The 22,009-nt window shown below is 58.4% G+C and carries 33 protein-coding genes; 6 read left to right on the top strand and 27 right to left on the bottom strand.

Features of this window, described 5'->3' with window-relative positions; genetic code table 11:
• Positions 1-24: 24 nt before the first annotated feature.
• The 26 genes from BC363_RS15705 to BC363_RS15580 form a co-directional block, all read right to left on the bottom strand.
• A complete protein-coding gene (locus tag BC363_RS15705; protein ID WP_141690334.1) occupies positions 25-297 on the bottom strand; it encodes a hypothetical protein in 273 nt (90 codons plus the stop codon).
• A gap of 74 nt (positions 298-371) precedes the next feature.
• The gene (locus BC363_RS15700; RefSeq protein ID WP_065784002.1) at positions 372-740 is read right to left on the bottom strand and encodes a hypothetical protein; all 369 of its coding nucleotides are present in this window, start codon (positions 738-740) and stop codon (positions 372-374) included.
• Between the two features lie 91 nt (positions 741-831).
• The gene (locus tag BC363_RS15695; RefSeq protein ID WP_065784004.1) at positions 832-1,665 is read right to left on the bottom strand and encodes a hypothetical protein; all 834 of its coding nucleotides are present in this window, start codon (positions 1,663-1,665) and stop codon (positions 832-834) included.
• A gap of 136 nt (positions 1,666-1,801) precedes the next feature.
• Positions 1,802-2,209: a minor capsid protein gene (locus tag BC363_RS15690; RefSeq protein ID WP_065784006.1), complete on the bottom strand. Its 408-nt coding sequence runs from the start codon at positions 2,207-2,209 to the stop codon at positions 1,802-1,804.
• Positions 2,206-2,637: an HK97 gp10 family phage protein gene (locus BC363_RS15685; protein ID WP_065784008.1), complete on the bottom strand. Its 432-nt coding sequence runs from the start codon at positions 2,635-2,637 to the stop codon at positions 2,206-2,208. The genes BC363_RS15690 and BC363_RS15685 overlap by 4 nt, the downstream gene beginning before the upstream one ends.
• On the bottom strand, positions 2,634-2,972 hold the full coding sequence (locus tag BC363_RS15680; protein ID WP_141690333.1) for a hypothetical protein: 339 nt from the start codon (positions 2,970-2,972) through the stop codon (positions 2,634-2,636). The genes BC363_RS15685 and BC363_RS15680 overlap by 4 nt, the downstream gene beginning before the upstream one ends.
• Positions 2,959-3,720 (bottom strand): hypothetical protein, encoded by a 762-nt coding sequence (locus tag BC363_RS15675; protein ID WP_065784012.1) that lies wholly within the window; start codon positions 3,718-3,720, stop codon positions 2,959-2,961. Before BC363_RS15675 ends, BC363_RS15680 begins: the two co-directional genes overlap by 14 nt.
• Positions 3,717-4,508, bottom strand: coding sequence for a hypothetical protein (locus BC363_RS15670; RefSeq protein ID WP_065784014.1), 792 nt, complete (start codon positions 4,506-4,508; stop codon positions 3,717-3,719). The genes BC363_RS15675 and BC363_RS15670 overlap by 4 nt, the downstream gene beginning before the upstream one ends.
• Before the next feature lie 3 nt (positions 4,509-4,511).
• The gene (locus BC363_RS15665) at positions 4,512-5,489 is read right to left on the bottom strand and encodes a hypothetical protein (RefSeq protein WP_065784016.1); all 978 of its coding nucleotides are present in this window, start codon (positions 5,487-5,489) and stop codon (positions 4,512-4,514) included.
• 77 nt (positions 5,490-5,566) lie between these two features.
• Positions 5,567-6,883: a hypothetical protein gene (locus BC363_RS15660; RefSeq protein ID WP_065784017.1), complete on the bottom strand. Its 1,317-nt coding sequence runs from the start codon at positions 6,881-6,883 to the stop codon at positions 5,567-5,569.
• A 130-nt stretch (positions 6,884-7,013) separates the two neighbouring features.
• The gene (locus BC363_RS34445; protein WP_141690332.1) at positions 7,014-7,340 is read right to left on the bottom strand and encodes a hypothetical protein; all 327 of its coding nucleotides are present in this window, start codon (positions 7,338-7,340) and stop codon (positions 7,014-7,016) included.
• A 75-nt stretch (positions 7,341-7,415) separates the two neighbouring features.
• Positions 7,416-8,318, bottom strand: coding sequence for a major capsid protein (locus BC363_RS15650; RefSeq protein ID WP_065784019.1), 903 nt, complete (start codon positions 8,316-8,318; stop codon positions 7,416-7,418).
• Between the two features lie 136 nt (positions 8,319-8,454).
• Positions 8,455-9,366 (bottom strand): DUF6651 domain-containing protein, encoded by a 912-nt coding sequence (locus BC363_RS34440; protein ID WP_141690331.1) that lies wholly within the window; start codon positions 9,364-9,366, stop codon positions 8,455-8,457.
• 93 nt (positions 9,367-9,459) lie between these two features.
• Complete coding sequence (locus tag BC363_RS15640) at positions 9,460-11,034, bottom strand: phage portal protein (RefSeq protein WP_065784021.1); 1,575 nt, start codon at positions 11,032-11,034, stop codon at positions 9,460-9,462.
• A 56-nt stretch (positions 11,035-11,090) separates the two neighbouring features.
• Positions 11,091-12,368 (bottom strand): phage terminase large subunit, encoded by a 1,278-nt coding sequence (locus BC363_RS15635; RefSeq protein ID WP_083223527.1) that lies wholly within the window; start codon positions 12,366-12,368, stop codon positions 11,091-11,093.
• Positions 12,365-12,970 (bottom strand): helix-turn-helix domain-containing protein, encoded by a 606-nt coding sequence (locus BC363_RS15630; RefSeq protein ID WP_065784022.1) that lies wholly within the window; start codon positions 12,968-12,970, stop codon positions 12,365-12,367. Before BC363_RS15630 ends, BC363_RS15635 begins: the two co-directional genes overlap by 4 nt.
• A gap of 195 nt (positions 12,971-13,165) precedes the next feature.
• Positions 13,166-13,408, bottom strand: a complete 243-nt coding sequence (locus BC363_RS15625; protein ID WP_141690330.1) for a hypothetical protein — start codon at positions 13,406-13,408, stop codon at positions 13,166-13,168.
• Positions 13,405-14,289 (bottom strand): hypothetical protein, encoded by an 885-nt coding sequence (locus BC363_RS15620; RefSeq protein WP_065784024.1) that lies wholly within the window; start codon positions 14,287-14,289, stop codon positions 13,405-13,407. Before BC363_RS15620 ends, BC363_RS15625 begins: the two co-directional genes overlap by 4 nt.
• 98 nt (positions 14,290-14,387) lie before the next feature.
• Complete coding sequence (locus BC363_RS15615) at positions 14,388-14,606, bottom strand: hypothetical protein (protein WP_065784025.1); 219 nt, start codon at positions 14,604-14,606, stop codon at positions 14,388-14,390.
• Positions 14,603-14,797, bottom strand: a complete 195-nt coding sequence (locus tag BC363_RS15610; RefSeq protein WP_065784026.1) for a hypothetical protein — start codon at positions 14,795-14,797, stop codon at positions 14,603-14,605. The genes BC363_RS15615 and BC363_RS15610 overlap by 4 nt, the downstream gene beginning before the upstream one ends.
• On the bottom strand, positions 14,797-15,081 hold the full coding sequence (locus BC363_RS15605; protein WP_065784027.1) for a DUF2829 domain-containing protein: 285 nt from the start codon (positions 15,079-15,081) through the stop codon (positions 14,797-14,799). Before BC363_RS15605 ends, BC363_RS15610 begins: the two co-directional genes overlap by 1 nt.
• A complete protein-coding gene (locus BC363_RS15600; RefSeq protein ID WP_065784028.1) occupies positions 15,078-15,722 on the bottom strand; it encodes an ATP-binding cassette domain-containing protein in 645 nt (214 codons plus the stop codon). Before BC363_RS15600 ends, BC363_RS15605 begins: the two co-directional genes overlap by 4 nt.
• On the bottom strand, positions 15,719-16,147 hold the full coding sequence (locus BC363_RS15595) for a hypothetical protein (RefSeq protein ID WP_065784029.1): 429 nt from the start codon (positions 16,145-16,147) through the stop codon (positions 15,719-15,721). Before BC363_RS15595 ends, BC363_RS15600 begins: the two co-directional genes overlap by 4 nt.
• Positions 16,144-16,809, bottom strand: coding sequence for a ParB/Srx family N-terminal domain-containing protein (locus tag BC363_RS15590; RefSeq protein WP_065784030.1), 666 nt, complete (start codon positions 16,807-16,809; stop codon positions 16,144-16,146). The genes BC363_RS15595 and BC363_RS15590 overlap by 4 nt, the downstream gene beginning before the upstream one ends.
• Positions 16,799-16,978 (bottom strand): hypothetical protein, encoded by a 180-nt coding sequence (locus BC363_RS15585; protein ID WP_065784031.1) that lies wholly within the window; start codon positions 16,976-16,978, stop codon positions 16,799-16,801. Before BC363_RS15585 ends, BC363_RS15590 begins: the two co-directional genes overlap by 11 nt.
• A complete protein-coding gene (locus BC363_RS15580; RefSeq protein ID WP_065784032.1) occupies positions 16,978-17,736 on the bottom strand; it encodes a ParB/RepB/Spo0J family partition protein in 759 nt (252 codons plus the stop codon). Before BC363_RS15580 ends, BC363_RS15585 begins: the two co-directional genes overlap by 1 nt.
• Before the next feature lie 87 nt (positions 17,737-17,823).
• Here BC363_RS15580 and BC363_RS15575 point away from each other — a divergent pair, with 87 nt between their 5' ends.
• From BC363_RS15575 to BC363_RS35465, 6 genes are all read left to right on the top strand, one after another.
• Positions 17,824-19,422, top strand: coding sequence for a DEAD/DEAH box helicase (locus BC363_RS15575; RefSeq protein ID WP_065784033.1), 1,599 nt, complete (start codon positions 17,824-17,826; stop codon positions 19,420-19,422).
• A complete protein-coding gene (locus BC363_RS35135) occupies positions 19,419-19,592 on the top strand; it encodes a hypothetical protein (protein ID WP_161952467.1) in 174 nt (57 codons plus the stop codon). Before BC363_RS15575 ends, BC363_RS35135 begins: the two co-directional genes overlap by 4 nt.
• Before the next feature lie 79 nt (positions 19,593-19,671).
• The gene (locus tag BC363_RS15570; protein WP_065784034.1) at positions 19,672-20,235 is read left to right on the top strand and encodes a hypothetical protein; all 564 of its coding nucleotides are present in this window, start codon (positions 19,672-19,674) and stop codon (positions 20,233-20,235) included.
• Positions 20,232-20,582 carry a hypothetical protein gene (locus BC363_RS15565; protein ID WP_065784035.1) on the top strand — a complete coding sequence of 117 codons (351 nt, stop codon included), beginning with the start codon at positions 20,232-20,234 and terminating at the stop codon, positions 20,580-20,582. The genes BC363_RS15570 and BC363_RS15565 overlap by 4 nt, the downstream gene beginning before the upstream one ends.
• 189 nt (positions 20,583-20,771) lie before the next feature.
• Complete coding sequence (locus BC363_RS15560; RefSeq protein WP_065784036.1) at positions 20,772-21,416, top strand: ParA family protein; 645 nt, start codon at positions 20,772-20,774, stop codon at positions 21,414-21,416.
• Positions 21,413-21,721, top strand: a complete 309-nt coding sequence (locus BC363_RS35465) for a hypothetical protein (protein WP_065784037.1) — start codon at positions 21,413-21,415, stop codon at positions 21,719-21,721. Before BC363_RS15560 ends, BC363_RS35465 begins: the two co-directional genes overlap by 4 nt.
• A 54-nt stretch (positions 21,722-21,775) precedes the next feature.
• Here the strand turns inward: BC363_RS35465 and BC363_RS15550 are convergent, their stop codons facing one another.
• Positions 21,776-22,006, bottom strand: a complete 231-nt coding sequence (locus BC363_RS15550) for a hypothetical protein (protein ID WP_141690329.1) — start codon at positions 22,004-22,006, stop codon at positions 21,776-21,778.
• Positions 22,007-22,009 lie beyond the last annotated feature (3 nt).

Genomic DNA, 22,009 nt, shown 5'->3' with positions numbered 1-22,009 from the left:
ATTCCTCACTAAATCAGTATTGATTTACTTGCCGTTGCGCATGATGTGCGCTCTCAGTGACTCCAGACCTTCCCGGTCGAGCCCCGGATCTGGTGTGGCTGGGTCGTCGACCACAAGGGTCCGCGCGACAGGTTGGAAGACGTAGATCTCGCCGGCTCGTTCGGTGAGGTGCTCGTTAAGCTTGGTGAAGCTCTCCTGATTGGTCACAGCGCCCAACAGGTGAAGCATTCGCCGGTCGTCGGCTGCCTGAAGACGCTCGCAGACCGAATTGAAGGCCCAGAACTTCTTGATCGGCATTTTGAGAAGGTCTTTCTCCCGAAAGCGAAAGACCTTCATCAGTCTCGCGTAGACGAGGAAGAAGTCGACAGACTTCAGCTCGCCTTCGGAGCCTTTCCCGGCTTGCCTTCGGCAGCTCCTTCACCAGGAGCGGCTTCTTCAGCCTTCTCGCCGTTCGCAGTCATGACGTAATCGCGGATCTTGTGGAGCTGCGTCAGGCGAAGCCCCTGGAGTTCCTGCGCCGATACGGTCGGAAGCGCGCGCTGGATGATGCCGATGATGACTTCGTATTCCTTTTCGACGGACGCGCCGACGGCCAGGCTTTCGATTGCGCGCACGTTGGCAAGGAAGTCGCTCACAGAGCTTTCCTTCACCTTGTGATCCTTGCCGTTGAGCTTCACGGTGAAGTCGATATCAGCCTCGACGGAATCCAGGTCGAGATAAGTGGTGGACTGATTTGCCATGGTGCGAGTTGATCCTCTGAAACGAAAAAGACTTACTGGACGAAAATCCAGTAAGTCAATTTTGATTTACTTTGCGGGGCAAAGCAAGAGATTAAGCGGCAGCGGTCTCGTCACCGACTGCAAAAAGACGACCCGAGGCGTCAGCGTAGCCCTTGAAGACCACGTTAAAGATGCGCTCCTGGTCCGTCTGGTAGGCGAACTGGATAGCGCCGGAGGTCATCGCCTTGAAGATCGTGAAGTCGTCGCGGGCGTCGACAGCACCCTTCGGGCGCAGAACGAGCTTCTTGGCGAGCTTCAGGAGCGAGATGTTGGTGCCAGTTTCGACAACGACCTTCGCCTTCGTAGCATCGACACCACCGGCCATACCGGTGACGGTGACGTTCGCCGCGGTGACGACGGTCTTGGTAATCGCGACGTTGCCGGAGACACCGCGGTTGGAGGCTTCCAGGTTGACGGTCGCAGCGTTCGGCGTCGCGAGGATGCCAAGGCTGGCGTTGTTGATAGCAGCGGCAAGCGCGATAGCGGCAGCACCGATCGTTGCCGGAATAGCCATGTCACGCGAACCGCTCGGTGCGGTCTTGAAGGTAAAGTCGAGGCCGTCGATGGTGATCTTGTCGCCGTTGACCGGAGCCGCAGTCGAGAAGACAACCGTGCCCGTCGCCTTGGCGCCGTCGGTGACGAGGGTCGAGCCCGGCATAACGCGCGCAAGGTTCTCGAGCGTGGTTTCGGCCATCGGGATCGTCACCTGAACCGTGCGGCCGGTGATGATTTCGTCGATCGGGGTCTCGCCCATCTGGTCGACAGTCACTTCGTGGGTGTTGGTCTGAACTTCAACCTCAACACCACCCTTGGTGAAACCAAGGTCGGCAGAGTCGAACAGGGCGGTGCAGACGCCCAGCTTCACGTTTTCGGTATTCGAAGGCATGAGATTTCTCCTCTACGTGGTGCCGTCGGAACTAAGTCAAAATTGATTGACCATATGATACAGGCAGCAACGACCATCGGTCAATCAATAATGATTGACTAACGACGAAGCATTGCGTAGAGGATTTAGTTTGGCCTCAGATCGACTTCATTGTGAAAGCGGTCTGAAAGTTGATCGACCACTCCGTAAGGTTGCCAACAGCAGACGGAAACTGAATCGGCAGAGCTTTCGGATAGAAGACCTTCAGGTGCACCCTGCCCCGCTCAGCATTGGCCTCGTAGATCTCCTCGGCTGTCACCGTCAGCAGCTTCATCAGGTCATTGGCGAGCTTGCGCCCCTCGGAAATCTTGTTGTGACGAACAATGACCTTCAGGCCAGGCTTGTAGAAATCCGGCAGGCTCGGGTTTACATGAATGCCGTCGAGCGGTTCAAAGAGGCCGATCGCGACCTTGGCGTCAGCCGGTATGGTCGAGCGATAGATAGTTTCGCCGGAGACGCCGAGGCCTGCGTCCACGATCTTCTTGACGATGATATCCCAGATCACTTGATTGTCTCCGTGATGACCCCGATCATACGGGCGTTGAGCTTGTCTTCTTCCTGCGCGGCTGCACGCGTCAGGAAGCCAGGGCCAACCTGCTCTTCCTGACTATCGTTCTTCGCCTGGGATGCCTCACCCAAATTGTAGTCACCCTCATGCATGTAGGCGGCGTAGTCCTCGACCCGCACGCCGTTGATTTCGGGCAAAATCACGACGTCGATCGCCAGGCGCCGGCGTGAACCTTCGTAACCAACCTGCTTGACGATCGCCTCCTCGAGATTGTGCTTCTCGACCGGCGCCATCTTCTTCGCGGTATCAACGATGCGATCTGCAGCCGCGTGCATTGTCTTACGGGCGTTCTCGTGGACGCGCGCTCCGATATTACGCAGGCGCAGCGCGTTCTCGGTGATGCCTGTGACCTTCATCTTGATCATTCCGCGACGTGCTCCAGAGATACCTCGTAGTGATCGAGTGCACCGGAGACAGTGAAGCGCGGGTGAATACCGACGACGCGCAACGTCATACCGACGAGCTCGATCAGGTCATCCACCCCAAGCAATTGCCCGGTCAGGATCTTCGATTCGGCGACCATCTGATCCGCCTGGCCGCGCGAGGCCGAGCTGTCAGAACGAACGGAAGTCTTCTCCGAGCTGGCAGCCAGGCGCACAACGGATAGCGGCAAAGGCAGCACCGGGCCGTAGGTCTCTTCGCCATCGAGGTTGCGCCCCGTCTTCTGCTTGTAGACACCCATTCGATTAGGCGCGAACATGCGAAACCTCCATCTTGAGCCAGGCGTTTGCGTTGGGGTGAAAGACCGTTTCGCGGATCTCCGAATAGGTCGGAAGCTCCGTGCTCGAGGAGAGCGCGATGACCAAACCATCATGCTGCGCGTCTGGCGAGTGATGCGCGACGACTGCGCGCTCGAGGCCATGGTCAGCCAGCGTGAAGAGAACGATCTCGTTGTAGACCGATAGAACCGTCTGCCGCCAGACCGAGCGCACGAAGAGCTTCGACTCCCACTTGCGCGACGCCTTGTCGTGGAAGAAGAACGATAGATCAGCCTTGTTGCCGACCATATATTCGATCATGGCCGCTCTGCGGGATCGACCGGACGAGTTCGCGGCCAGGGAGACCTCGAGCTTCACCCGCTGAATAGATTTTCGCATCGTCGCAATGTCGCGTGACGCTTGCGCGAGAAGTTCGTCTGAAAGATAGCTGCCCGATACGCTCAGATGCTCGAGAGCTTCGTCCGACAGATTATCTGCATCGATGCTCGCAATTTCTTCAAGCGTCGCTGTGCGCGCAATCTCAGCGATTTCCTCAACAGCGGTGCTGATGAGGCCATTCTCGGTTCGAAGGAACGCCAGAGCGAGCTGGGCTGCTTCTTGAGCCGACGCGGTATCGTCGAGCGCCTGGCTGTTGAGCGCATTGCGATAGATGGCCCGAAGGCCATCTGTGAACATTGCGTAGCGAGCGGCAGCCTGGTCGGCGAGATCCGACAGATGATTACAGATCATGCGCGGCCGATCTCCACCCGGTAGTAGACATAGCCGGTGAGCGCTCGCAGAGCTTCGTGGCAGATGCCCAGCTCCAGGCGACCACCACGAAGCATGACAGAGCTTTCACCGACGGTCTCGGAGATGACGCCGGCGCGGTGGCGACTCTCATACGGATTGTCGGCCAGGATCTCGTTCGCCTCGATGAGCTGGGCCGTGCGAATTGCCTTGCGGAACTCGGCCGGCAGCGCCAGGAAATCATCCTTGGTATATTCGAGCCAGGCGCCAGGTCGGATGATCACCTCCTCGGCGATTGTCGCGTCAGGCGCAAGCTCCTTGGTGTAGCGAAGCTGGACGCGGCCAAGGTGGCTATAGGCGTTGATGAGCGCGGCCGTCTTTGTGTCGGCGCTTGCAGCGGCCCAGGCCGTTAGTCGCGGATTGTCGCGCGCCAGCACTTCAGCCGCCCCAAGCGTCATGAAGGTATTGTTCATCACCTCGAGACGAACCTCGCGCTCGATGATGTAGGTAATGGTCCGGCGAACCGGACCATTCGTTGTCGAAAGAACCACGCGAAGTGTGCGCGCAGCCGACTGCTCATCAGCCCTGAGAACGTTCAGCATCGCCGGAATCGTGATCGTGGCCTTCCCGTCGGCGGGATCAAAGGTGATTGACCCGAAGTCCATCACCTTCTCGTCCTCGTCGTCGTAGATAACCGCATTCACCTGACCGACCGTCAGCGCCGCTCCGTCGGAGTCGGTGAAGAGGATATCGATCGCAACGTCGAAGTTCTCAGGGTAGAGCTTGATCATGGCTTAGGCTTCCTTTGCCGCGGCGAGCTGGGCACGAATGAGGGCAACTGCGTCCTCGTGCGGGAGAACGCCGTCAAATTCCTCAATGGCTTCCATGACCTTCGCGGCGAACCATTTTTCGTATTCCGGCGTGTCTTCGACCGGATCAACCGGCGCTTCCTGCTCTTCGGAGGCTGGCGCCTCTTCAGCGAGAACAGGCTCAAGCTTGGCGCCGTAATGCTTCTCGAGAGCCTCAACCTCGGCGTCGATAGCCCGCTTTCGCTCGGGATCGTTGAGCGCATTCCAGCCGGTCAGCGACTTGCCGGAGTTCTTGAGCGCCTGCTCGACGAGCGAGGTGCAAGGAACAATGACGCCGTCGATCGCGTATTCGGGAACCAAACCCTCGTAGCCGAGAGCAACGAGCTCTTCTTCGACAACCGCGGCTGCGGTGGCCTCGAGGTCAGCCTCAGTTGCGAGCGTGGTTGCCTTCAGAACCGAACCACCAGCATTTTCGATCTTCTGGTTGCGGAGCTGGAGGAACGCTGCCTGGGCCGTCAGGATCTTCTCGATGATCTCCGGAATGCCGCGGCCCTTGACGGTCCACTTGTCGGCGATGTCGCGCAGACCCTTGATGCCGCTCTCGTCAGCCACACGCTCGAGATCGTCGCGAGTGTAGAGGCTTTCAATCGGCGCAGTCAGCGAGCGGGCGGCGTCGAGCTTTGCTTCCATCACCTTGTCGGCTTCGGATTGAACGGCGAGCGGGCCGGCGATCTCCGCGCGAACGGTGCCTTCGGTAAGCAGGCGGTGCTGCGGACCAACATTGATCGCATCGGTGCCCTCCCTGCCCTCGGCGTCGCACTGGACGACCTGGACGGAGGCTGCAATGCGATCGGCAATGCGCGGAGGAACGGGCTCAGTCGAGACACCATTCTTGAAGGAGATGATGTTGAGCTGGCCTGTATAGCCGTGCCAGCCACGCGAGACGATTTTGAGATAGTGCATCGACCACCAATCTTTGTGCTTGAATAGAAAAAGGGCGGGAATGCCCGCCCTTATGGTAAGTCAAGATTGATTTATTATCAATCCTCGTAGGCTGCTCGCAGCAATTCCATATGAACCGAATTGACCTCTGCCATCGTCTCAGCCATCACGGCTGCCGGGTGTGTCCCGTCGGTGGTCGGCTTGCCGAGATCCACGCGCCACTTATCGCGAGCGGTCGGATCGGTCTGGTCGGAACCCAAATCGACAAACCCGTCGAGATTGAGGTCAGCGCCAACCTGGGCGGCGCACCAGGCGTTACCCGCGTCACGCCAGGCACCGCCAACCTCAAAGCCCGCGCGCGGCGTCTGTCCTTCGAGCGTCAGCCAGTCGGTCGAGTCCGTCTTGGGCGACAGTGCATAGTGCTCGAGGTGAACCACGGCGCCAGCCTTGCACATCTGCCAGATCTGCGCCCATCGATCCTTGGTATTCGCCAGAGTCTCGCCGACGGAGTAGTCTTCGCCACCGTGACCGGACAGAACGTGATTGACATAAGCGAGCATCTGCCGGCGTTTGGCCGAGTTGTTAACGAAAGACTTCGCCGTCTCACCTGACCTTGCCAGGAGCATGCGCGCGGCGACCTTGTTACCGTCGACATTCGCAAGCGCGCGGCGCATATAGCCGCCTGAATTGTTACGGCCATTGCCTCGTCCGTCATTCACGCCGCTTTCAATCGAGCCGCCGAACACGGCAGCCGCGAACATCTTAGCCGCAGGAACCCCGAGCACCGCATAAGGCAGCCAGACGTGAGACTGTTGCGACCAGCCACCCTCGGTCGAAAGACCGCCAGTGTCGAGTAGGCGACTGGTCGACCCAGCCGAACCGACATAGTGAGCTTCGCCGGCGATCACCGGACTGTTCAATGCGTTCTGATGAAACAAGCCCTTCTGACCAACCTCGAGACGGCGCTCGGTGCGAATCCAGAACTTAGCATTAGCCGGGAAGACTTCGAGACCGAACTCGGACGGCAGAAGTGGGTCCGAAACATAAAGTTCCGCGCCGGCCAATACGAGACCTTCATTCTGACCCTCGAACGTGACGCGCTTGGTGACATCGTTGTATTCGACCGCGGCCTGAATGTAGTAGCTGTTCGACGCATCAACTTCGGCGCATGTGTGGCCATTGCCGACGGTCGCATCCTCCACAAAGAAGCCGTTAAACGCCACACGAAGCTCGGTCACGTCCTGCGTGCCGATCATTTGATACGAGCGACCGACCTGACGCAGATTGGCCGTGGTGACGGCGGCGCCTTCGACCGTATTCAACTCGCCACGAAAACCAACCACCTGCATGGGGAGCGAACCGCCCGGACGCGCGAAGTCGCAACCAGCAAAGCGCGCAAGAAGGGAATGACGCATCAGGCCGATGTCCTTCCGGTGAGCTGAAAATCGCCATTCGGAAAGCGGGCGAGATGAAGTATGGCGAGACGTTTCGCGGAGCTCAGGCGATCATCGATCTCCTCGACGACTACGTCAGGGGCTGGGCTGACTACGATCTGCGCCTCCCCGCCCTGGCGCAGAGCGCAATAGAAGCCGTCACCGAGGTCGGCCGGAACGGTAATCTCGGCGCCGACGCTTGGCGAACAGGTGGTTCGGCGACCGCGACAATCGGATTGAGGTGCATGCGAACGGTCGGACCAGCCTTGCGGATCACGGTCGTGCCGTTCGAACCGACAATGTTGGAATCGATTGCCGCGCCAACCACGTCAGCCTGGGCCTCGGTGATTTCGGCCGAAACGCCAGCGGCAAAAGAAACTTTGCCGATCGTGCCGGTATAGCTTGAGTAACCGGGAGCGGTCAGTCTTACACGAGCCATAACTATCTCCATGAATGCGAAAGGGGCAGGAAAATCCTGCCCCTATTGTAAGTCAATATTGATTTACTGACCAGATTAAATGTTGAGGATGCCCTTGAGGCGAGCAACCGAGTGGGTGGCCTTCAGCGCGGTGGCTGCATACCACTTCACACGGTAGCGGCTCGCATCCTTGTTCTGGATGGTGCCGATGTCTTCGAACTGGATGCCAGCCGAAGGACCACCGAAGATGCCGTGGAAACCATCAGCCTCGTTCAGACGCAGAGCGTAGATAGAGGTGGTCTCGTTGGCCGAACCCTGCACTTCATCAGCGGTGATGAAGTCGTTGATGATGACCGGGATGCCATCGTAGGCCGGGACCGGCTTGCCGAAGTTGGCGATCTGGATCATGTCGCCGGTGTTACCACCGAACGAGCGCATGATTGCGCGGATTGCGCGCCAGGTGCCACGGCGCATCATCAGCACGTCAGCGCCGAGCTTGACGGCATCGAGCAGCTCGTCGAGCATTTCGGCCGAAACGGCAGCGCCGTTGGTGCCGGCAACGAGGGTCTGAGCGGCGGGAGTAAGCTTCTTGATGCCGTCGAAGGACTTCGGATTGACCGCGCTGTCACCGTTGACGATCGTGCGCTTGAACTTGCGACCGAGACCCTTGGCCTTGGCAGCGAGCTGAATTGCGATCTGCGGGTTGAGGTGCGACTGGACGGCAGCCGTGAACTTGTCGATGTCGACGTCACCAGCAAGCACTTTGAGCTTGGCGGTAACTTCATCGAACGTGGCTGCGCCTTCCGGGACGGCCTCGTAGGCGTCCAGGAACTCGCCTTCAGACAGCGTGCCCTCGCGGACATACGTGAAGGTCTTGTCGTTCACGTGCTGGAACGGCATCAGCGCAAAGAGAGATTCGGTATCGATGATCTCTTCGATAACACCGCGAGCCTTGTCCTCCTGGGACAGCTTCTCGGCTTCGGTAATCAGCAGCGGCATTGTAATTTCTCCTCTACGTGGCCGTCGGAAACTAAGTCAAAATTGATTGACCATAGTCTAACCCGACGGCAACGCTTTGTTCAAGGAAAAAAGTAAATCAATATTGATTTACTGCCGCAACTCGTCCTATAAAGGACTATTTGCCTGCATTCAGACCTGCAAGAATACGTCCAGCACCGTAAAGACCCTTGTCCTGTTCCTTGGTCTTCGGCAGATCAACCTTGGTCGAAGAGGAGCCGGCGCCCGGCTTGGACTTGTCGCGGTAGAGCGACTCCTTGTCCGGATCAGCATCGACGATGCGCTTGATGGCATCTTCGAACGAGACCGGCTTGCCGTCTGCTCCGACGATCTCCGTGCGGTCCTTCGCGCCAACCGGCTTGTCGTAGCCGACGATTCTGCCGTCGACGACCTCGAAATGACTGGAGTAGAGCGCGCGAGCCTTGCCGCGGGTCAGCACCAGATCTTCGCCGATGAACTTCGACTCGGAGAACGAACGGCCGACGGTCAGCTCATTGATGGTGCTGTCCTTCTGGCCGAGTTGCGCCTGGAGATCGGCGATCTGATCGTTGAGGCTCTTGAGCGCCTTGTCCTGTTCGATCACCATCATTTCCTTGACGCGGGCAAAGTTGCCCTTCTCTTCCTCCGCTTTCAGCTCAGCGGCGCGCTTTTCCTCAAGCAGCGCGCGAACGGCGTCCGGGTCGATACCCTCGAAGCGCTTGAGATCGGACTCGAGATCCTTGATCCGGTTCTTCTTTTCCATGACCTCGCGCAGCAGGGTCTTGTCACCGTCGCCGGTCTTGTTTTTGTCATCGCCGGTCTTGTCGTCACCAGACTTGCCCTTGTCTTCAGAGCCGGTCTTGTCATCGCCAGACTTGTCGTCACCCGACTTGTCGTCGCCAGTGCCGGCGCCATCGTCGGATCCACCACCGTCATTACCACCTTCATTCTCGGGTGCGAATGCGATGCGCGGTGCACCCGGATACATCGGGCGTGCTGCGAACGCGCCAAACGAAGCAGCGCGGGAATACTTGGTCAGAAGCTTAGTCATCATTTCCATCCTTGCCCATTCTCTCGGGCTCTCGGTGTTGAATTGGCCGGTCACTTGGCCGATCGGTAGTCTGATTGGTCAGTATCTCGACCGTTACTTTTGAGCCGTGGCGCCCTGTTTCTTCGGGGAATCCTTGGTCACCTGTCCCTGTCTGGAGGGAGCAGCCGGCGACTTGGTGCCGAAGGTTGCGGGAACAGCCAGAAGATCCACGCCTTCCAGCCATTTGTTGATGTCCTTCTCAATCTTGGCCTTGATGTCGGCCTTCAGACGCGGGAAGAGCTTGTTGACGAGAATGCGGAGCTGTTCGCGACGAACCTCGGCAGGCGCCTGGATCGTTGCGAGCTGCTCGGCGACCGCAAGGTCGTCCATCAGACGCATGACGTCATAGGTTTCGGGATACTTGACGAGCTTCTCCTTGGGGGCGTCTTCGCCAGTCCAGAGGCAGACCAGCTCGACCAGCTCGTTCTCAACCTTCTCGCAGGACTGCCCCTTTGACGTCAGCAGCGAGTTGACGCGCTCGAAGTCGTAGGCCTTCGCAACGCCAGAGGAGTTGTCGATGCCAACAGCATTGTCTTCCTTCGTGCGTTCGCCAGCGAGACCGATCGTGTGGTAGATCTCGTTGATGATCTTGTTGATCACCGTCAGGATCACGTTCGCCTGCTTCGGATCGGGCGAAATGAACTCCGGCTTGCCACTGCCAAGCCCGGCGTCATAGGTGAAGATCCGCTTCGTGCCCATCTCGACGATCTTGTCGTAACCGTCCTCGCCCGGCATGAGGTTCTGCGCCGGGATGGTGAGCTGCGAGAAGGTCTGATCCTGGATGATCGCATCCAGGTTCGACAGATAGTTGGCAGCAGCGCGGTCGAGATAGGCGATATCGTCGATCAGACCAGGCGTGCGATACGGATTGTCGGTGATGATGTGGTCGAGAAAGACGATCGGCACGCGACCGAGGTCGTGCGTGCCAGTGCCGAGCTCGACGATCTTGGTCGCAATCTCCTTGCGATTCCTGATATCGGCGTTGGCCTCTTCCTGCTCCTCGTAGAGTGTCCAGTCGGTGCGGGTCCACAGGCGAACGCGGGTCGTAACCTCGCCGGTGCCATTGATCGGGTCAGCGTCGTTGCGGAAATACTCACGCACTTTGACCCAGAGCAGACCACCGTCGCCCTCTTCGTCATAGGCGTAGTCGAGCAAGTCGATCGCATCGACCAGGTAGGCGTAGATCTTGCGCTTGGACTTCTTGGCCTCGGCAACCGAAATGGCGCCCTGGCGCGCATTGGTATCAACGACGATCGCCACGCGACCCTTGACCGACGAGGAAGCGCCGGCCGAGCGCATCAACTGGTCGATGCGGAAGTTCTGAAGCGTGGTGTTCTTCCAGAACTCCTTGATGGCTTCAGAGGCATTGTCGGTGTCGCGGGTGATCTGACCCTTGAACAGATACTTCTGGACGAGATCGACGGCTTCGCGCGTATGATTGAAGCGATAGGCGCGACCCACGCGCGCCTTGAACTCCTTGTTGCCTTCCTTGTGGTAGCGGAAGATGTTCTCGTCGAACCAGGCGCGACCGCCTTCGTAGGTCTTCTGCAGGAAAAGCCAATGCACGAGCGACCGGGCGTAGTCCGGATGCCGGCGATTGAAGAAGTTCCTGAGCAAGTCCTGGTTCATGGCACGTCCTTGAGATTGAAACCTTATGGTAAGTCAATATCGATTGACCGTCAATCTTACAGAGATACGCCGAGAATATTGACCTTGCGGACAGGATACTCAAATTCCGCGAAGTAGCCGACCGCGTCAGCGGGGTGTTCGACGCCAGCCTTCTTATCCACGTCGCGCGTGCCAGCCTTGTAGATCGTCTGCTCCATCGCATCGATCGTCTTGTGACACTTGCGGTCGAACCTCAGTCTGATCGTCCCCTCGGCATCCATCAACAGTCGGTTGACCGAGTTCACGCGGTCGTCGACAGGCGGGTGCTTCCGCTTAAACTTGATCCGCTTGAAGCCGGCGTCGCGCAGGATCTCGAGCGAGGACTCGCCGCGGGCGTGCGTTCGATTGTTGCCGGCAGGGTCAGGATAGAAAGTGATGCCGTTGATGTAGCGATGATAGCGTCGACCGATCTCGTCTGCTGTCTCCTGGGTATTGGAGCCAAACAGGATTGCTTCGTCGACCACCCAGATCTCACCGTTCTCCTGCACCTGCATAATGACGGACGACATCGGGTCGATGTTAAAGTCCTGACCGATGATGATCGGCAGCCGCGGATTGAACGGGTAGTCGCCGACATGAGTGCGCCGGTCGAACGGATAGTAGACGCGGCCGGACATTGCCTCGAAAGACGCCTCGAACTCCTGCCGGAAGCTCTTTGGGTCCATTTCGCGGCGTGCCGTCTCGATTTCCGAGCGCGGGATGAACGGCGACATGATCGTCGGGAACTGCCAGCTCTTCCACTGGTTAACGACGACCTTGCCCTTGTCGTCACGGTATGTGTCGCCACGCTGACCAAGCACATACATGTCGTAGAGCCAGTTGAAGGCCTTCGGCGTGCCGATGAAGATCACCTGACCGCCCGTCGAGGCGAGCGTCGGGCGCAGAACCGTCTTCCAGGTGTCTTCCTTCATGTCCTGGGCTTCGTCGAGCACCAGGAAGTTGATGCCAACGCCGCGCAGCGTATCCGGATTATCGGCGCCCTTCAGCTCGATCTTGGAGCCGTTGACAAGCCGGATGGTCATCCGAGTCTCATTGATGCCGTTATAGACGATGAGCGCCTTTGGGATCGAGCGCTTGAGATCGTCCCAAAGGATCTGCCGAGCCATCTGGTAGGTCGGCGCCACATACCAGCAGAGCTGGTTCTTTTTCGACACGGCAGCCTTGATCAACGCGATCTTGGAGATCTGCGTCTTGCCCCAGCGTCGGCCGGCGACGATGACCTTGAAGCGACGCTTGTCCTTGATGACGATCTTCTGACCGCGGTGCGCCTTCAGAATGCAGGAGGTGGAGCTCAATCGTCGATCTCCACGTTGTTGAGCTCGGCAAGGATCGCATCTGGATCCTCGCCCTCCTCGATCAGGCCGTTCTCACGGTGATGCTTGAGAATGTCCTCATCGGTCAGATCCTCGAAGTGGATCTCCGGCAGGTCATCTTCATCGATCATGTCGTTGGCGCGCAGGATATCGAGCCGGGTGAGCGTGTTCTCGACGAGGATCTTCTGGAAACGAGCGACAGCCTTCAGGTCGTCGTCGGTCGTGCGCATCGAGGCGGAGTTCTTCACCGCGTCGGCGACGATCTTCTTCGCCAGCATGTCGGCTTGCTTCAGCGACTTGTAGCCGGAGGTGCGAGTTTCCTCGATCCACTCGGCGCGCTTGTCGTTGTAGCGCTCGAGCGCCTGAGAGACTTGCTGGCCGACAGTCGACGTCACCGCCTGCTTCACACCAGCCGACACCGCGGCGCTCACCTCTGCCGCTCTGGAGCCGTATACGACGCCATCCTTCTTGAACTTCTTCCAAAGCCCCTGTCGGGAGACATTGAAGCGCTCGGCCAGGTCGGACAGACGCATCTTGCCCAGCTCATAGAGCTCCTTTGCCTCGGCGTAGTCCGCGTCAGGCATTCGCTTGGCTTTTGCGTCGACATCATCTTCGCTAGCCGGAGTGGTATTTTCCTCAGTCATTCACCGGAACCAGTCAATCAGTATTTACTTATCGTAACACGCGCAGACAATCCGGTCCAACTCCCTTCTAAGTATCTTATACTGTATAAAGAATATAAGAGTATAATACATATAGATGAGAGACGGACCGGAACGTCACCGGAACCATTCATAGAGAAGCTTGTTAGGCTTTACCAAAACAGACATTCCGGCGCGTTCCTTGGTTATCCAATTTCTTTCTTCGAATAACTTGATGATCTTCCGGAGCGAGCCGTAGGCGCATCCGTAAGAAAGGTTTTCGTGGATCTCGGTTAGAGTGAGAAACTTACCATCATCTGCGGCTGTAAGAATGATGCCGGCGATCTCAGCATGCTTCTCGCCTCTGCGGATCATACTCACGGCTTCCACCTCAAAGGCTCAGACGGACCCTGACAGTCGAAGGCCAGGAGCGGCAGACGATCGGGAACCGTGCCCGGCGCATCCACTGCCTTCCAGACGCCATACATCGGCGAGGCCAGACTAACCTGCTGAATGCCCTTCACCAGGTCGCGCACGCTCATAGCGGCGACCTTGGCCTGGGCGCGATCGCGGGCTGACCCGGTGTTCTCCATAGCGGAGTTGCGCAGATAGAAGTCGCGGCAGGCCTGCGCCAGGCGCTCCGGATTGCTCGAGGCTTCGATCTCGGCGACGACCGCCTCGAAGTCCTGGGGTGTAGCCTCGAAGTGCGAGCGGAAGAACTTCATCCCGGCGTCGTATTTATTGGCGTTCTTCGGCGCGGCGAACTTGAAGCCCGCCTTCTGGCCGAAGATGTTGAATTTCGACATGGACGACTGGATCTCGATGACCTTCAGCGGCTTTGCCGGGTCCGAAGCTTCCATGCGCGAGACGAGGTTCATCATCCGGTAGCCGGCGCCGATCCCGCGATACATAGTGTCCACGACAAAGCGCGAAACCACGCGGAAGTTCTTGTTGAGGAACTTGAACCGGTTGGTGTTGGTCATCTTCGTCTCCTGGCCGGTCGGCTTCAGGTTCGGAAAGACGTCGTGCCGCTCGCGCAGCATTCCCTTGGGTGCTCCGGTGACGAGCACGCCGATCGTGTCGCGGCCGATGACCAGGCGCCAGAACTTCGGCGCAAACGGCAAAGCCTCGGCCTTGTAGTGAAGGTCGTGCAGCAATTCCCAGTCGGCTGCCGTGCCTCGCTCGACGAACATATCTTCGGCCAGCGTGAAACGTGCTCGAGGGCTTTCAAAACGCTGCACAATCAGCTCAGGTTCGCTCACAGCGCGCTCCGTCAAGTTTTGCGTATACGGGAGCGCTCGCAGTGCAAGCGCTCACCAGTAGCGAAATAGCGAAAGAGAGAATTAGCGACTTCGCCATATCAGGACTTCCTTTTCAGCCAGCTTGAAAGTGATCGCGAGCAATGACCCGGATCGAGGCGCTCGGCGATCTGACACAGCACGCAGCCCCAGCGCTTGCCGGAGCGTTGCGCCAGAGCACCGCGGGCACAGAGCGTCTGTTTTGCCTCGCCACCGCAAACCGCGTTGACGAGGATGCCGAGGGCGCAACAGACCGAATAGAGGTAGCCCCGCTTGGTCATTTCACCGGCTCGATCAGACCGAGGGTGATTGCCTCTTCCAGATCAAAGCGCAGCGAGCCGGTTGTGTCCTTGTCGAACCCGATCACGATATCGCCGTGTGGCGTGTGATATTCGGATCTGCGCGGACCAGGGCCGACTTCAGTGCCGGCCGGAATGACGATTTCGCGTGTGGTGCGGTAGAGCTCGGTCATCAGCAGATGAACCAGTCGTCAGCCAGCATGTCGACCTGGGACGCGACCCAGCCGGTGACAGTCATGCCGTCGGGCGTCTTCAGATTGAAGTTCGGCATCCGCGGAATGGTATCAGGCGATCCGGCGTCGAAGAGATTTGGCGCCACGCCGTTTACCGGGAAAGCTGCCGTGACGGGCATCGAGCCACGGTTGAGGTAGACGAACATGTTTTGGCCGTTCCAGCCCATGCGAGCTGCTCGCCCGCCGCGCTTCACGTGCTCGATCGCATTTCCGAAATTCATCATGCTGCTTCTCCTTGAGTGATATCGACCTTCTCCTTGAAGCGCTTGTAGATGGCGATGTTGGGCGCCAGCTCTGCCTCGAGGTCGGTGTGGGTGGTTGCAACGATGAGGCTCTTGCCCCGTTCACGAGCGACCTTCTGGACGCTCATTGCGATAGCCTTGGCTGTCACGCGGTCGAGGACGGCGCCGAACTCGTCGGCAGCCCAGACGTCAGCATCGGTCTCCATGACCTTTGCCAGCTTCAGGCGATAACGCTGGCCGTCGGAGAGTTCCGAGGGTTTGCGAATATAGATCCAGGCGTCAGAGATGCCGGCGCGGGCCAACAGATACAGCGCCTCATTGGTGTTCTTGCCGAGCTGGTCGATCACCGGGCGGTCATCGAGCTCGATCTCATTGAGATCCGCGACCACCCTGCCCTCGGCGCGCATCTGGCGCACAAGCTCGCGCAAGAGCAGCGACTTGCCCGAGCCGGACTGACCGTTGATGTAGACCACATCGTCGGCGCGCAGATCGAGCTGCAGGTTGTCGTAGATGGTGAAGCGCTTCTCGGTCAGTCCCAGGCCGAAGCCTTCTGCGATCTCAAGCACGCGCGACGTGCGCTCGACGGACGAGCTGAACGAGCAATTGATGGTGTAGATGGTCATTCGTATTCCCATTCTTCGTCGGCGGGCTGCATTGTCGGGTCGACCACCTCGCCACCGATGAGCAGCGCCGGCGCATTTGCGGCCGCGCTGTCAGCCAGTTCGAGCTTCAGCGTCTCGATCACGCCGACATAGGCGTGCAGATCGTTTGGCGGGATGATCCGGTCGTCCATCACAACGTCGGTCATGAAGAGCTTGCTCGCCGGATTGCGCATGACGCAGACCAGACCCTCGAGCTCCCCTGCCCTGACCATCTTGATCATGCCTTCGAGCGTTTCGATCACAGCCTCGCGATGCTCCATGATCGCGTCAGCCGTTTCCTTCTTGGCCTTGCGGGTCGCAGCCCGCCTGCGCTTCGTCTCTTCGGCCCGCGCTTGCGCAAAGGGCTTGCGCGACTTGAGATCGATGACCCTGCGCTCGTCGCTCATGCAGCAACGTCCAGCGCGTCAGAGATGAAGGTGATCAGCGCATCCGGACCTTTCAGGCCGGTCGACTTCTCCATCCGGCTCATGAGATCGCGGATCGTGCGGCTCTCAGCGATCGTGACCCGCTTGAAGCCCAGGGCATCTGCCACAGGGGCAGCCACGTCATCGACTTCGCTGGTTTTGGCCTCGTTCTCGCTCTTCTGCTTTTCGACGGCAGCACCGACGTCCTCGACAAAGATCGTATCTTCCATCTCGAGGAGATCGGACGTCGCGAAGTTCAGCTCGTGCTCGGAATAGCCGAGGATGGAGAGATCGATGCCCTCGACTTCAGCCAAAAGCGCCAGCTCGGCCTGCTCCAGCTCCAGATCGTAATCGGTCGAGGCGACGCGGTTGTCAGCCAGGCGCAGCGCATTGGCCTCATCCTTGCTGAGATCGTCGCGGACGATCACCGGCACCTTCTCGAGGCCAAGATTGAGCGCTGCCAGGCGCCGACCGTGACCGGCGATAATCACTAGGTCGCCGTCCGTGACGATTGGCGAGGTCCAGCCGTATTTGTTGATGAGCGCCGAAAGCTTCTCGACCTGATCGTCTGAATGCTTCTTGGCGTTGTTCTCGTATGGCTTCAGGTCGGCAACAGCGATCAGCGCGACGGCTTTATTCGTCATCGTGGTATTCCCCGTAAAGTTCCATGAGTTCGTTATTGGTCTTCTCGCGGACGCGGATCTTCTGTTCGTAGAACTCGCCGGAATCGCACGCACCGCAGACCGGATTGACCCGGTTGCGCAGGAAGAAGACGCAGGACTTGCAGTCGTCGAATTTCGGGCGAACGAACATCAGTCGGTCGCCCCGTCGAGATCATCGAGATCGCTGAGGTCATCGAGCTCGGCATCGGCCTGCTGCTTGTTGCGGCTGGCAAACAGGAGATGGACCAGGGCGTCGCCGGCGTTGGTTAGATCGTCGGATGACGTGAAACCATTGTCCTTCATCGTGCGCTCGATCAGAGCGGTGATGTCCTCGGCGTCGCGATTGGCGACCTTGTATCGGATGATCGTGTGGGTCTTTGGGGCCTTCGTCGGCGCGATATCTTCACCGTCTGGCTCGTTTTCCGGTTCCTTTTCGAAATTTTCATCGAGACCCAGTGAATCGATGTCTATCTCTGAAGTTGTGAACAGGTCTGCGAAGTCGTGCTCGGTGTATGGGAGGAAGTCCTTCAGTTGATCCGCATTGCCCATCCCCTTGATGAGGTCTGCAAAGGCGAATTGGTCGTCCATGCCGTAGCGCGAGTTGTCGGCAATGCCAATTTCCTTTGCCTTCAGATCATCGATCGGACCGAGATTCACCACCGGGATGGTCGAAAGACCAAGCTTTGCAGCGACTTGAGCGCGATGTTCGCCACCCAAGATTTCGTAGAGAATAGCGTTTTCGCTATTGCCAGAATTAGCGATTTCGCGAACCACGGCCGGACGAAAGAAACCAAGGCGCCGAATGGACTCCTCCAGCTTCGCCTCGTTCTCGGGCGTCACGATGTTGGTGTTCCAGGGGTTTGGCGTCAGGAGCTTCGGATCGAGCTCCAACATCATCGGATATGTCATTCAGGCCTTGTCCAATAGAGGGTGGCAGTCAGTAAATATTGATTTATCATACGCGCCGAACAAGGCAATAGGCAACGCGAGATTTTTATGACCGTCATCAAATTGGCATTTAACGCAGTGAACGCCCGACTTTTGGACCCACCGGAGAAGGTTGCCGACGTTGTTTCCGACCTCCTCTCCTATCTGGTCCAGGGCGCCGAGCAGAGCTTCGCCTTCAACCAGGGCACCTGGGATGGCAAGTCATCCTTCTACGAATACAAGACGCACTCCTTCCCGGCTGGCTTTGCCTTCATGGTGCACAAGGAGCTGATGCGGCTTGGCTACAAGGTTCAGCTCTTCCGCAAGCCGCACGCGGAGCCGCTCGGCCCGGAGAACCCGATTGTCGACGCCTTTGGCAACGATGATCCGCGCTACACCCACCAGCCGGATAGTCTCAAGCGCGTCGAGAAGTTCGGCCGTGGCATCATCCAAGTCGCAACAGGCGGTGGTAAGTCGAAGATCGCCAAGATGATCATGATGCGCTACCGGCGCCCTACCCTCTTCCTGACGACGCGCAAGGTTCTGCTCTACCAAATGAAGAAGCAGCTCGATGACCTCGGCTTGAACACCGGCGTCATCGGCGACGGCAACGAGAAGATGGTCAAAGGTGTGAACCTTGGCATGGTGCAGACGCTCGTCGAAGCTCTCGAGGAGCCGAACCTGCAGAAGGAGATCCTCGCCGTCACCAAGAGCCATCACCGCTCCAAGAAGAAGAACGCCGACATCTCGAAGGAGGAGGTGCGCCGGCTCGCTCAGGAGCGATTTGACGAAAAGACGAAAAAGCGAAATCGCTATCTGAAGTTCCTTGAGCTGATCGATGTCGTGATCGGCGAGGAAGCGCACGAGGCGGGCGGCAACAGCTATTACGAGATCCTGAAGCACTGCAAGAACGCTACGATCCGTGTTGCCCTGACCGCGACCCCGTTCATGCGGGACTCTGCGGAAGACAACATGCGCCTGATGGCAGCGTTCGGCTCGGTGCTGATCCGGATCACCGAGGAGCAGCTCATCGAGTCCGGCGTTCTTGCCAAGCCGATCTTCAAATACGTGACGTCCGACCCGCATCCGAAGCTGTTCCGGTCGTCGCCTTGGCAGCGCGCCTACCAATTCGGCTACATCGAGAATGGCTTCATGCACAAGGACATCGTGCGTGACGCGCTGATGGCGAAGCGCTACGGCCTTCCGATCCTGACGCTGATTCAGCGCATGGATCATGGTGAGATCTTGTTCAAGAAGTTCAAGCACGTCGGTCTGCGGGTGGTGTTCCTGCGCGGCGAGAACAAGCAGGATGAGCGCGAAGCCGCCCTCGCCCAGCTCGAGCTGGGTGAAATCGATGCGATCATTGGCTCAACCATCGTTGATGTCGGCGTTGACGTGCCAGGCATCGGCCTGGTGCAGCTCGCCGGAGGCGGTAAGGCGGAAGTCGCTCTGCGTCAGCGGATCGGCCGTGGTCTGCGCGCCAAGAAAAATATGCCGAACTACGCGTTCATTGCTGACTATTCATGCTCCAACAACATTGCGCTTGCCGATCACACGAACAGCCGGCGCAATGTGGTGAAGTCCACGCCGGGCTTCAGGGAGAATATCCTGCCGGCGAACCAGGACTTCCCCTGGCACATTTTCGCAGCCCAAAGGAAGGCAGCATGACCGAGAAAGAACGCGAGATCGCAATCCACTTCTTCAACACCTGCGGGCTCTCGGCAATGACCGAGAGCTTCTATCTCGAGGTTATCGAAGATCTCCGCAAGGAGAACGAGCGGCTCGAGCGCCTGGTCGAACGCGCCAAGGTTCGCGGGCTTCTGGGCCCGGAGAATTAGCGAAAACGCTAATTCGCTCCTTCCATAAATCGCTCCTGTGCAGTAAGTAAATATTGATTGACTACACAGGAGTAGCTGCATGAATCTTCAATCTCTTCCCCAAATTATCGCCCTTTGTGGCAACCCGACTTCCGGCAAATCGACCGCAGCCGAAATCATCAATGAGCTTTACGGCCACGAGCTCGCTGACGACGGTCTTCCCCTTCGCAAAATCGCCATGGACTATCTCGGCCTGACGCCGAACCAGGTCTTCACTCAGGAAGGCAAGCTCGAGACCGTCACCATCAACGGCCGCGACTGGCAGGTCCGCGAGATTCTCGGCGAGATCGGCAATGCTTTCGAGGAAAAGTTCGGTGGCGACATCATCCCGATCATGAGTCACAACGCCCGGCCGAAGAGCGCGTGGTCCGTTTTCGGCTCAGTGCGCCGTGAGCAGGGCAAATACTGGCGCGACCAGGGCGCACTCGTCGTGGAGATCGTCAATCCCCTCGCCGGCCCGTCCAAGTTCGAGTTCGACACCTTCAACAACGCCTACTGCCATCATCAGATCCTCAACGACGGCCTGGCGCGAGGTCTGAGCCCGGAAGTCGCTCGTCTCGACCTGACCGCGAAGATCGTTGAGATCATTGGGTCGCCGCGGTGATCGAGGTCTGGTTTCACAGCAAAAGGAAGGGCTGGCTGAACATCAGCCCTTCCAGTCAGCGCCAGCATCTCGTGTTCACGGAGATCGAAACCATCGGTGGCACCATTCGCGAAATCTTCTTTTCGCTAAATCGCCGCAGCAACGTGGTCAACAAGGTCGATCTCATGAAGAGCGGCTGGACGCTCGAGCAGCACGTAAAGCACATGTTCGGCGTCGATCTGAACCATTGTCTCGTCGAGCATGAGGCGCACCAGGATGCCGTTCGCGTCTCCTGGCCGATGGTCAGCATCACGGATATCGACCAATACGAATATCTCTTCGATAAGCCAGAGTTCATTCCCGGCTGATCTTGCCCTGGTCGCGCCGAAGGCCTATCTACGGGTCTGGCGCGGCCCTAGAAATCGCTTCCGTTAGGTTGTGTCGGTTCGTTGTTGACGCAAATGGGCCGCGTCGCCTCCCTCTTCCCCGACTCGTAAAATTTCGTTAACCATTAGGCGCTAACGATTTAGCGAATTAACGAGATAGAGGTTTCGCGAATGAGCACCATCATCGCATGTCTGTCCCAGAAAGGCGGCGTCGGAAAATCGACGTTAGCCCGGCTTCTGGCGCGCACTTTCGCTTCGGTCGATTGGTCGGTGAAGATCTGCGACTTCAACACCCGGCAGCTCACATCAGTCGATTGGGTCGCTCTGCGCATGCAGAACGGCATAGAGCCGGCGATCGACGCGCAGCCCATGTCCTCGGTCAAGAAGCTCAAGAGCGAGCCCTACGACCTCCTGGTGATCGACGGAGCGCCTGATTCTGACCAGGCTTCCCTCGAGGCTGCCAGAATAGCCGATCTCGTGGTTATACCGACCGGTCTGACCGTTGACGATCTGAAGCCGCAGGCTGGCTTCGGCAACGAGCTGATCGTCAAAGGCGTGGCACGTAACAAGATCCTCTTCGTTCTCAATAAGACGACCGAGAGCGAGGTAGCGACCCGCGAAGCAATGGCGTTCCTGCGCACCCAGGGCTTCCAGGTGGCCGAGACGGATCTTGCGACCAAGACCGGCTACCAGATGGCGCAGAATATCGGCCTGTCGATCGCCGAGACAAAATACCCGACGCTCAACGACCGCGCCGACACGCTTGCGGCCGAGATCGTCGACAAGCTCAACGCCTTGTCTGAGGAAGCAGCATGAAAGAGCCAGAAACCACGAATGCCGTAGAGACAGCCGCAGAACCGGCTAAGGCAACCGGCGCGCCGACCAAGGCAGCAGTGCGCAAAAAGCCACAGGCCATGAAATTCCTGGGCGCGCTGACTGAGCAACCGACGTTTACTGCCAACAACATGGATGAAAAGACTCTGCGCGACCTGAATTTCAAGGTCGATCCGGAGTTTCACGCCCGGTTCAAGATGACAGCCGCGGCAGCCGGCTTATCGATGAAGGATCTGCTCGAGGAGGCCTTCCACGCTTGGATCCAGTCGAGACAGGCACCGAGATAACGAAAAGGGCGGCTCTAAACCGCCCTTTCCCTATTTCGTGCTTTAGCGATATCGCTAAATGCGGCGCCGCGGATCGATACGCGAGCCGAGCGTCGAGAGTCCGAAGGCAAGCGCGACCAGCAGAAGCAGCGGAATACCGATCGAAAAGAAACCCGCGGCGATGACGGCTGCAGCACCGACGCAAAGCAGGAAGACGACCAGGCGCAGAAGGAAGGCGACGACATGGCGCACGAAGCGGAAGAACAGGTGGATGCCTTCCTTGAAGCCGAACATAAAAGCTTTCATGTG

This window comes from Ensifer sp. LC384 (genome assembly GCF_001695865.1).
GTDB lineage: Bacteria > Pseudomonadota > Alphaproteobacteria > Rhizobiales > Rhizobiaceae > Ensifer.
Note: the sequence above shows the minus strand (reverse complement) of the source record. Positions and strands in the feature narration are given on the sequence as shown.

Coding starts and splice junctions, on each gene's coding strand:
- BC363_RS15630 (WP_065784022.1), bottom strand. CDS start 12,970: ATGCCTGACGCGGACTACGCCGAGGCAAAGGAGCTCTATGAGCTGGGC.
- BC363_RS15550 (WP_141690329.1), bottom strand. CDS start 22,006: ATGAAAGCTTTTATGTTCGGCTTCAAGGAAGGCATCCACCTGTTCTTC.
- BC363_RS15595 (WP_065784029.1), bottom strand. CDS start 16,147: ATGAGCGACGAGCGCAGGGTCATCGATCTCAAGTCGCGCAAGCCCTTT.
- BC363_RS15695 (WP_065784004.1), bottom strand. CDS start 1,665: ATGCCTTCGAATACCGAAAACGTGAAGCTGGGCGTCTGCACCGCCCTG.
- BC363_RS15700 (WP_065784002.1), bottom strand. CDS start 740: ATGGCAAATCAGTCCACCACTTATCTCGACCTGGATTCCGTCGAGGCT.
- BC363_RS15590 (WP_065784030.1), bottom strand. CDS start 16,809: ATGACGAATAAAGCCGTCGCGCTGATCGCTGTTGCCGACCTGAAGCCA.
- BC363_RS15640 (WP_065784021.1), bottom strand. CDS start 11,034: ATGAACCAGGACTTGCTCAGGAACTTCTTCAATCGCCGGCATCCGGAC.
- BC363_RS15685 (WP_065784008.1), bottom strand. CDS start 2,637: ATGATCAAGATGAAGGTCACAGGCATCACCGAGAACGCGCTGCGCCTG.
- BC363_RS15580 (WP_065784032.1), bottom strand. CDS start 17,736: ATGACATATCCGATGATGTTGGAGCTCGATCCGAAGCTCCTGACGCCA.
- BC363_RS15600 (WP_065784028.1), bottom strand. CDS start 15,722: ATGACCATCTACACCATCAATTGCTCGTTCAGCTCGTCCGTCGAGCGC.
- BC363_RS15575 (WP_065784033.1), top strand. CDS start 17,824: ATGACCGTCATCAAATTGGCATTTAACGCAGTGAACGCCCGACTTTTG.
- BC363_RS15670 (WP_065784014.1), bottom strand. CDS start 4,508: ATGATCAAGCTCTACCCTGAGAACTTCGACGTTGCGATCGATATCCTC.
- BC363_RS15680 (WP_141690333.1), bottom strand. CDS start 2,972: ATGTTCGCGCCTAATCGAATGGGTGTCTACAAGCAGAAGACGGGGCGC.
- BC363_RS35135 (WP_161952467.1), top strand. CDS start 19,419: ATGACCGAGAAAGAACGCGAGATCGCAATCCACTTCTTCAACACCTGC.
- BC363_RS15585 (WP_065784031.1), bottom strand. CDS start 16,978: ATGTTCGTTCGCCCGAAATTCGACGACTGCAAGTCCTGCGTCTTCTTC.
- BC363_RS35465 (WP_065784037.1), top strand. CDS start 21,413: ATGAAAGAGCCAGAAACCACGAATGCCGTAGAGACAGCCGCAGAACCG.
- BC363_RS15605 (WP_065784027.1), bottom strand. CDS start 15,081: ATGATGAATTTCGGAAATGCGATCGAGCACGTGAAGCGCGGCGGGCGA.
- BC363_RS15570 (WP_065784034.1), top strand. CDS start 19,672: ATGAATCTTCAATCTCTTCCCCAAATTATCGCCCTTTGTGGCAACCCG.
- BC363_RS15560 (WP_065784036.1), top strand. CDS start 20,772: ATGAGCACCATCATCGCATGTCTGTCCCAGAAAGGCGGCGTCGGAAAA.
- BC363_RS34445 (WP_141690332.1), bottom strand. CDS start 7,340: ATGGCTCGTGTAAGACTGACCGCTCCCGGTTACTCAAGCTATACCGGC.
- BC363_RS15665 (WP_065784016.1), bottom strand. CDS start 5,489: ATGCACTATCTCAAAATCGTCTCGCGTGGCTGGCACGGCTATACAGGC.
- BC363_RS15675 (WP_065784012.1), bottom strand. CDS start 3,720: ATGATCTGTAATCATCTGTCGGATCTCGCCGACCAGGCTGCCGCTCGC.
- BC363_RS15615 (WP_065784025.1), bottom strand. CDS start 14,606: ATGACCAAGCGGGGCTACCTCTATTCGGTCTGTTGCGCCCTCGGCATC.
- BC363_RS15650 (WP_065784019.1), bottom strand. CDS start 8,318: ATGCCGCTGCTGATTACCGAAGCCGAGAAGCTGTCCCAGGAGGACAAG.
- BC363_RS15705 (WP_141690334.1), bottom strand. CDS start 297: ATGCCGATCAAGAAGTTCTGGGCCTTCAATTCGGTCTGCGAGCGTCTT.
- BC363_RS15610 (WP_065784026.1), bottom strand. CDS start 14,797: ATGACCGAGCTCTACCGCACCACACGCGAAATCGTCATTCCGGCCGGC.
- BC363_RS15660 (WP_065784017.1), bottom strand. CDS start 6,883: ATGCGTCATTCCCTTCTTGCGCGCTTTGCTGGTTGCGACTTCGCGCGT.
- BC363_RS34440 (WP_141690331.1), bottom strand. CDS start 9,366: ATGACTAAGCTTCTGACCAAGTATTCCCGCGCTGCTTCGTTTGGCGCG.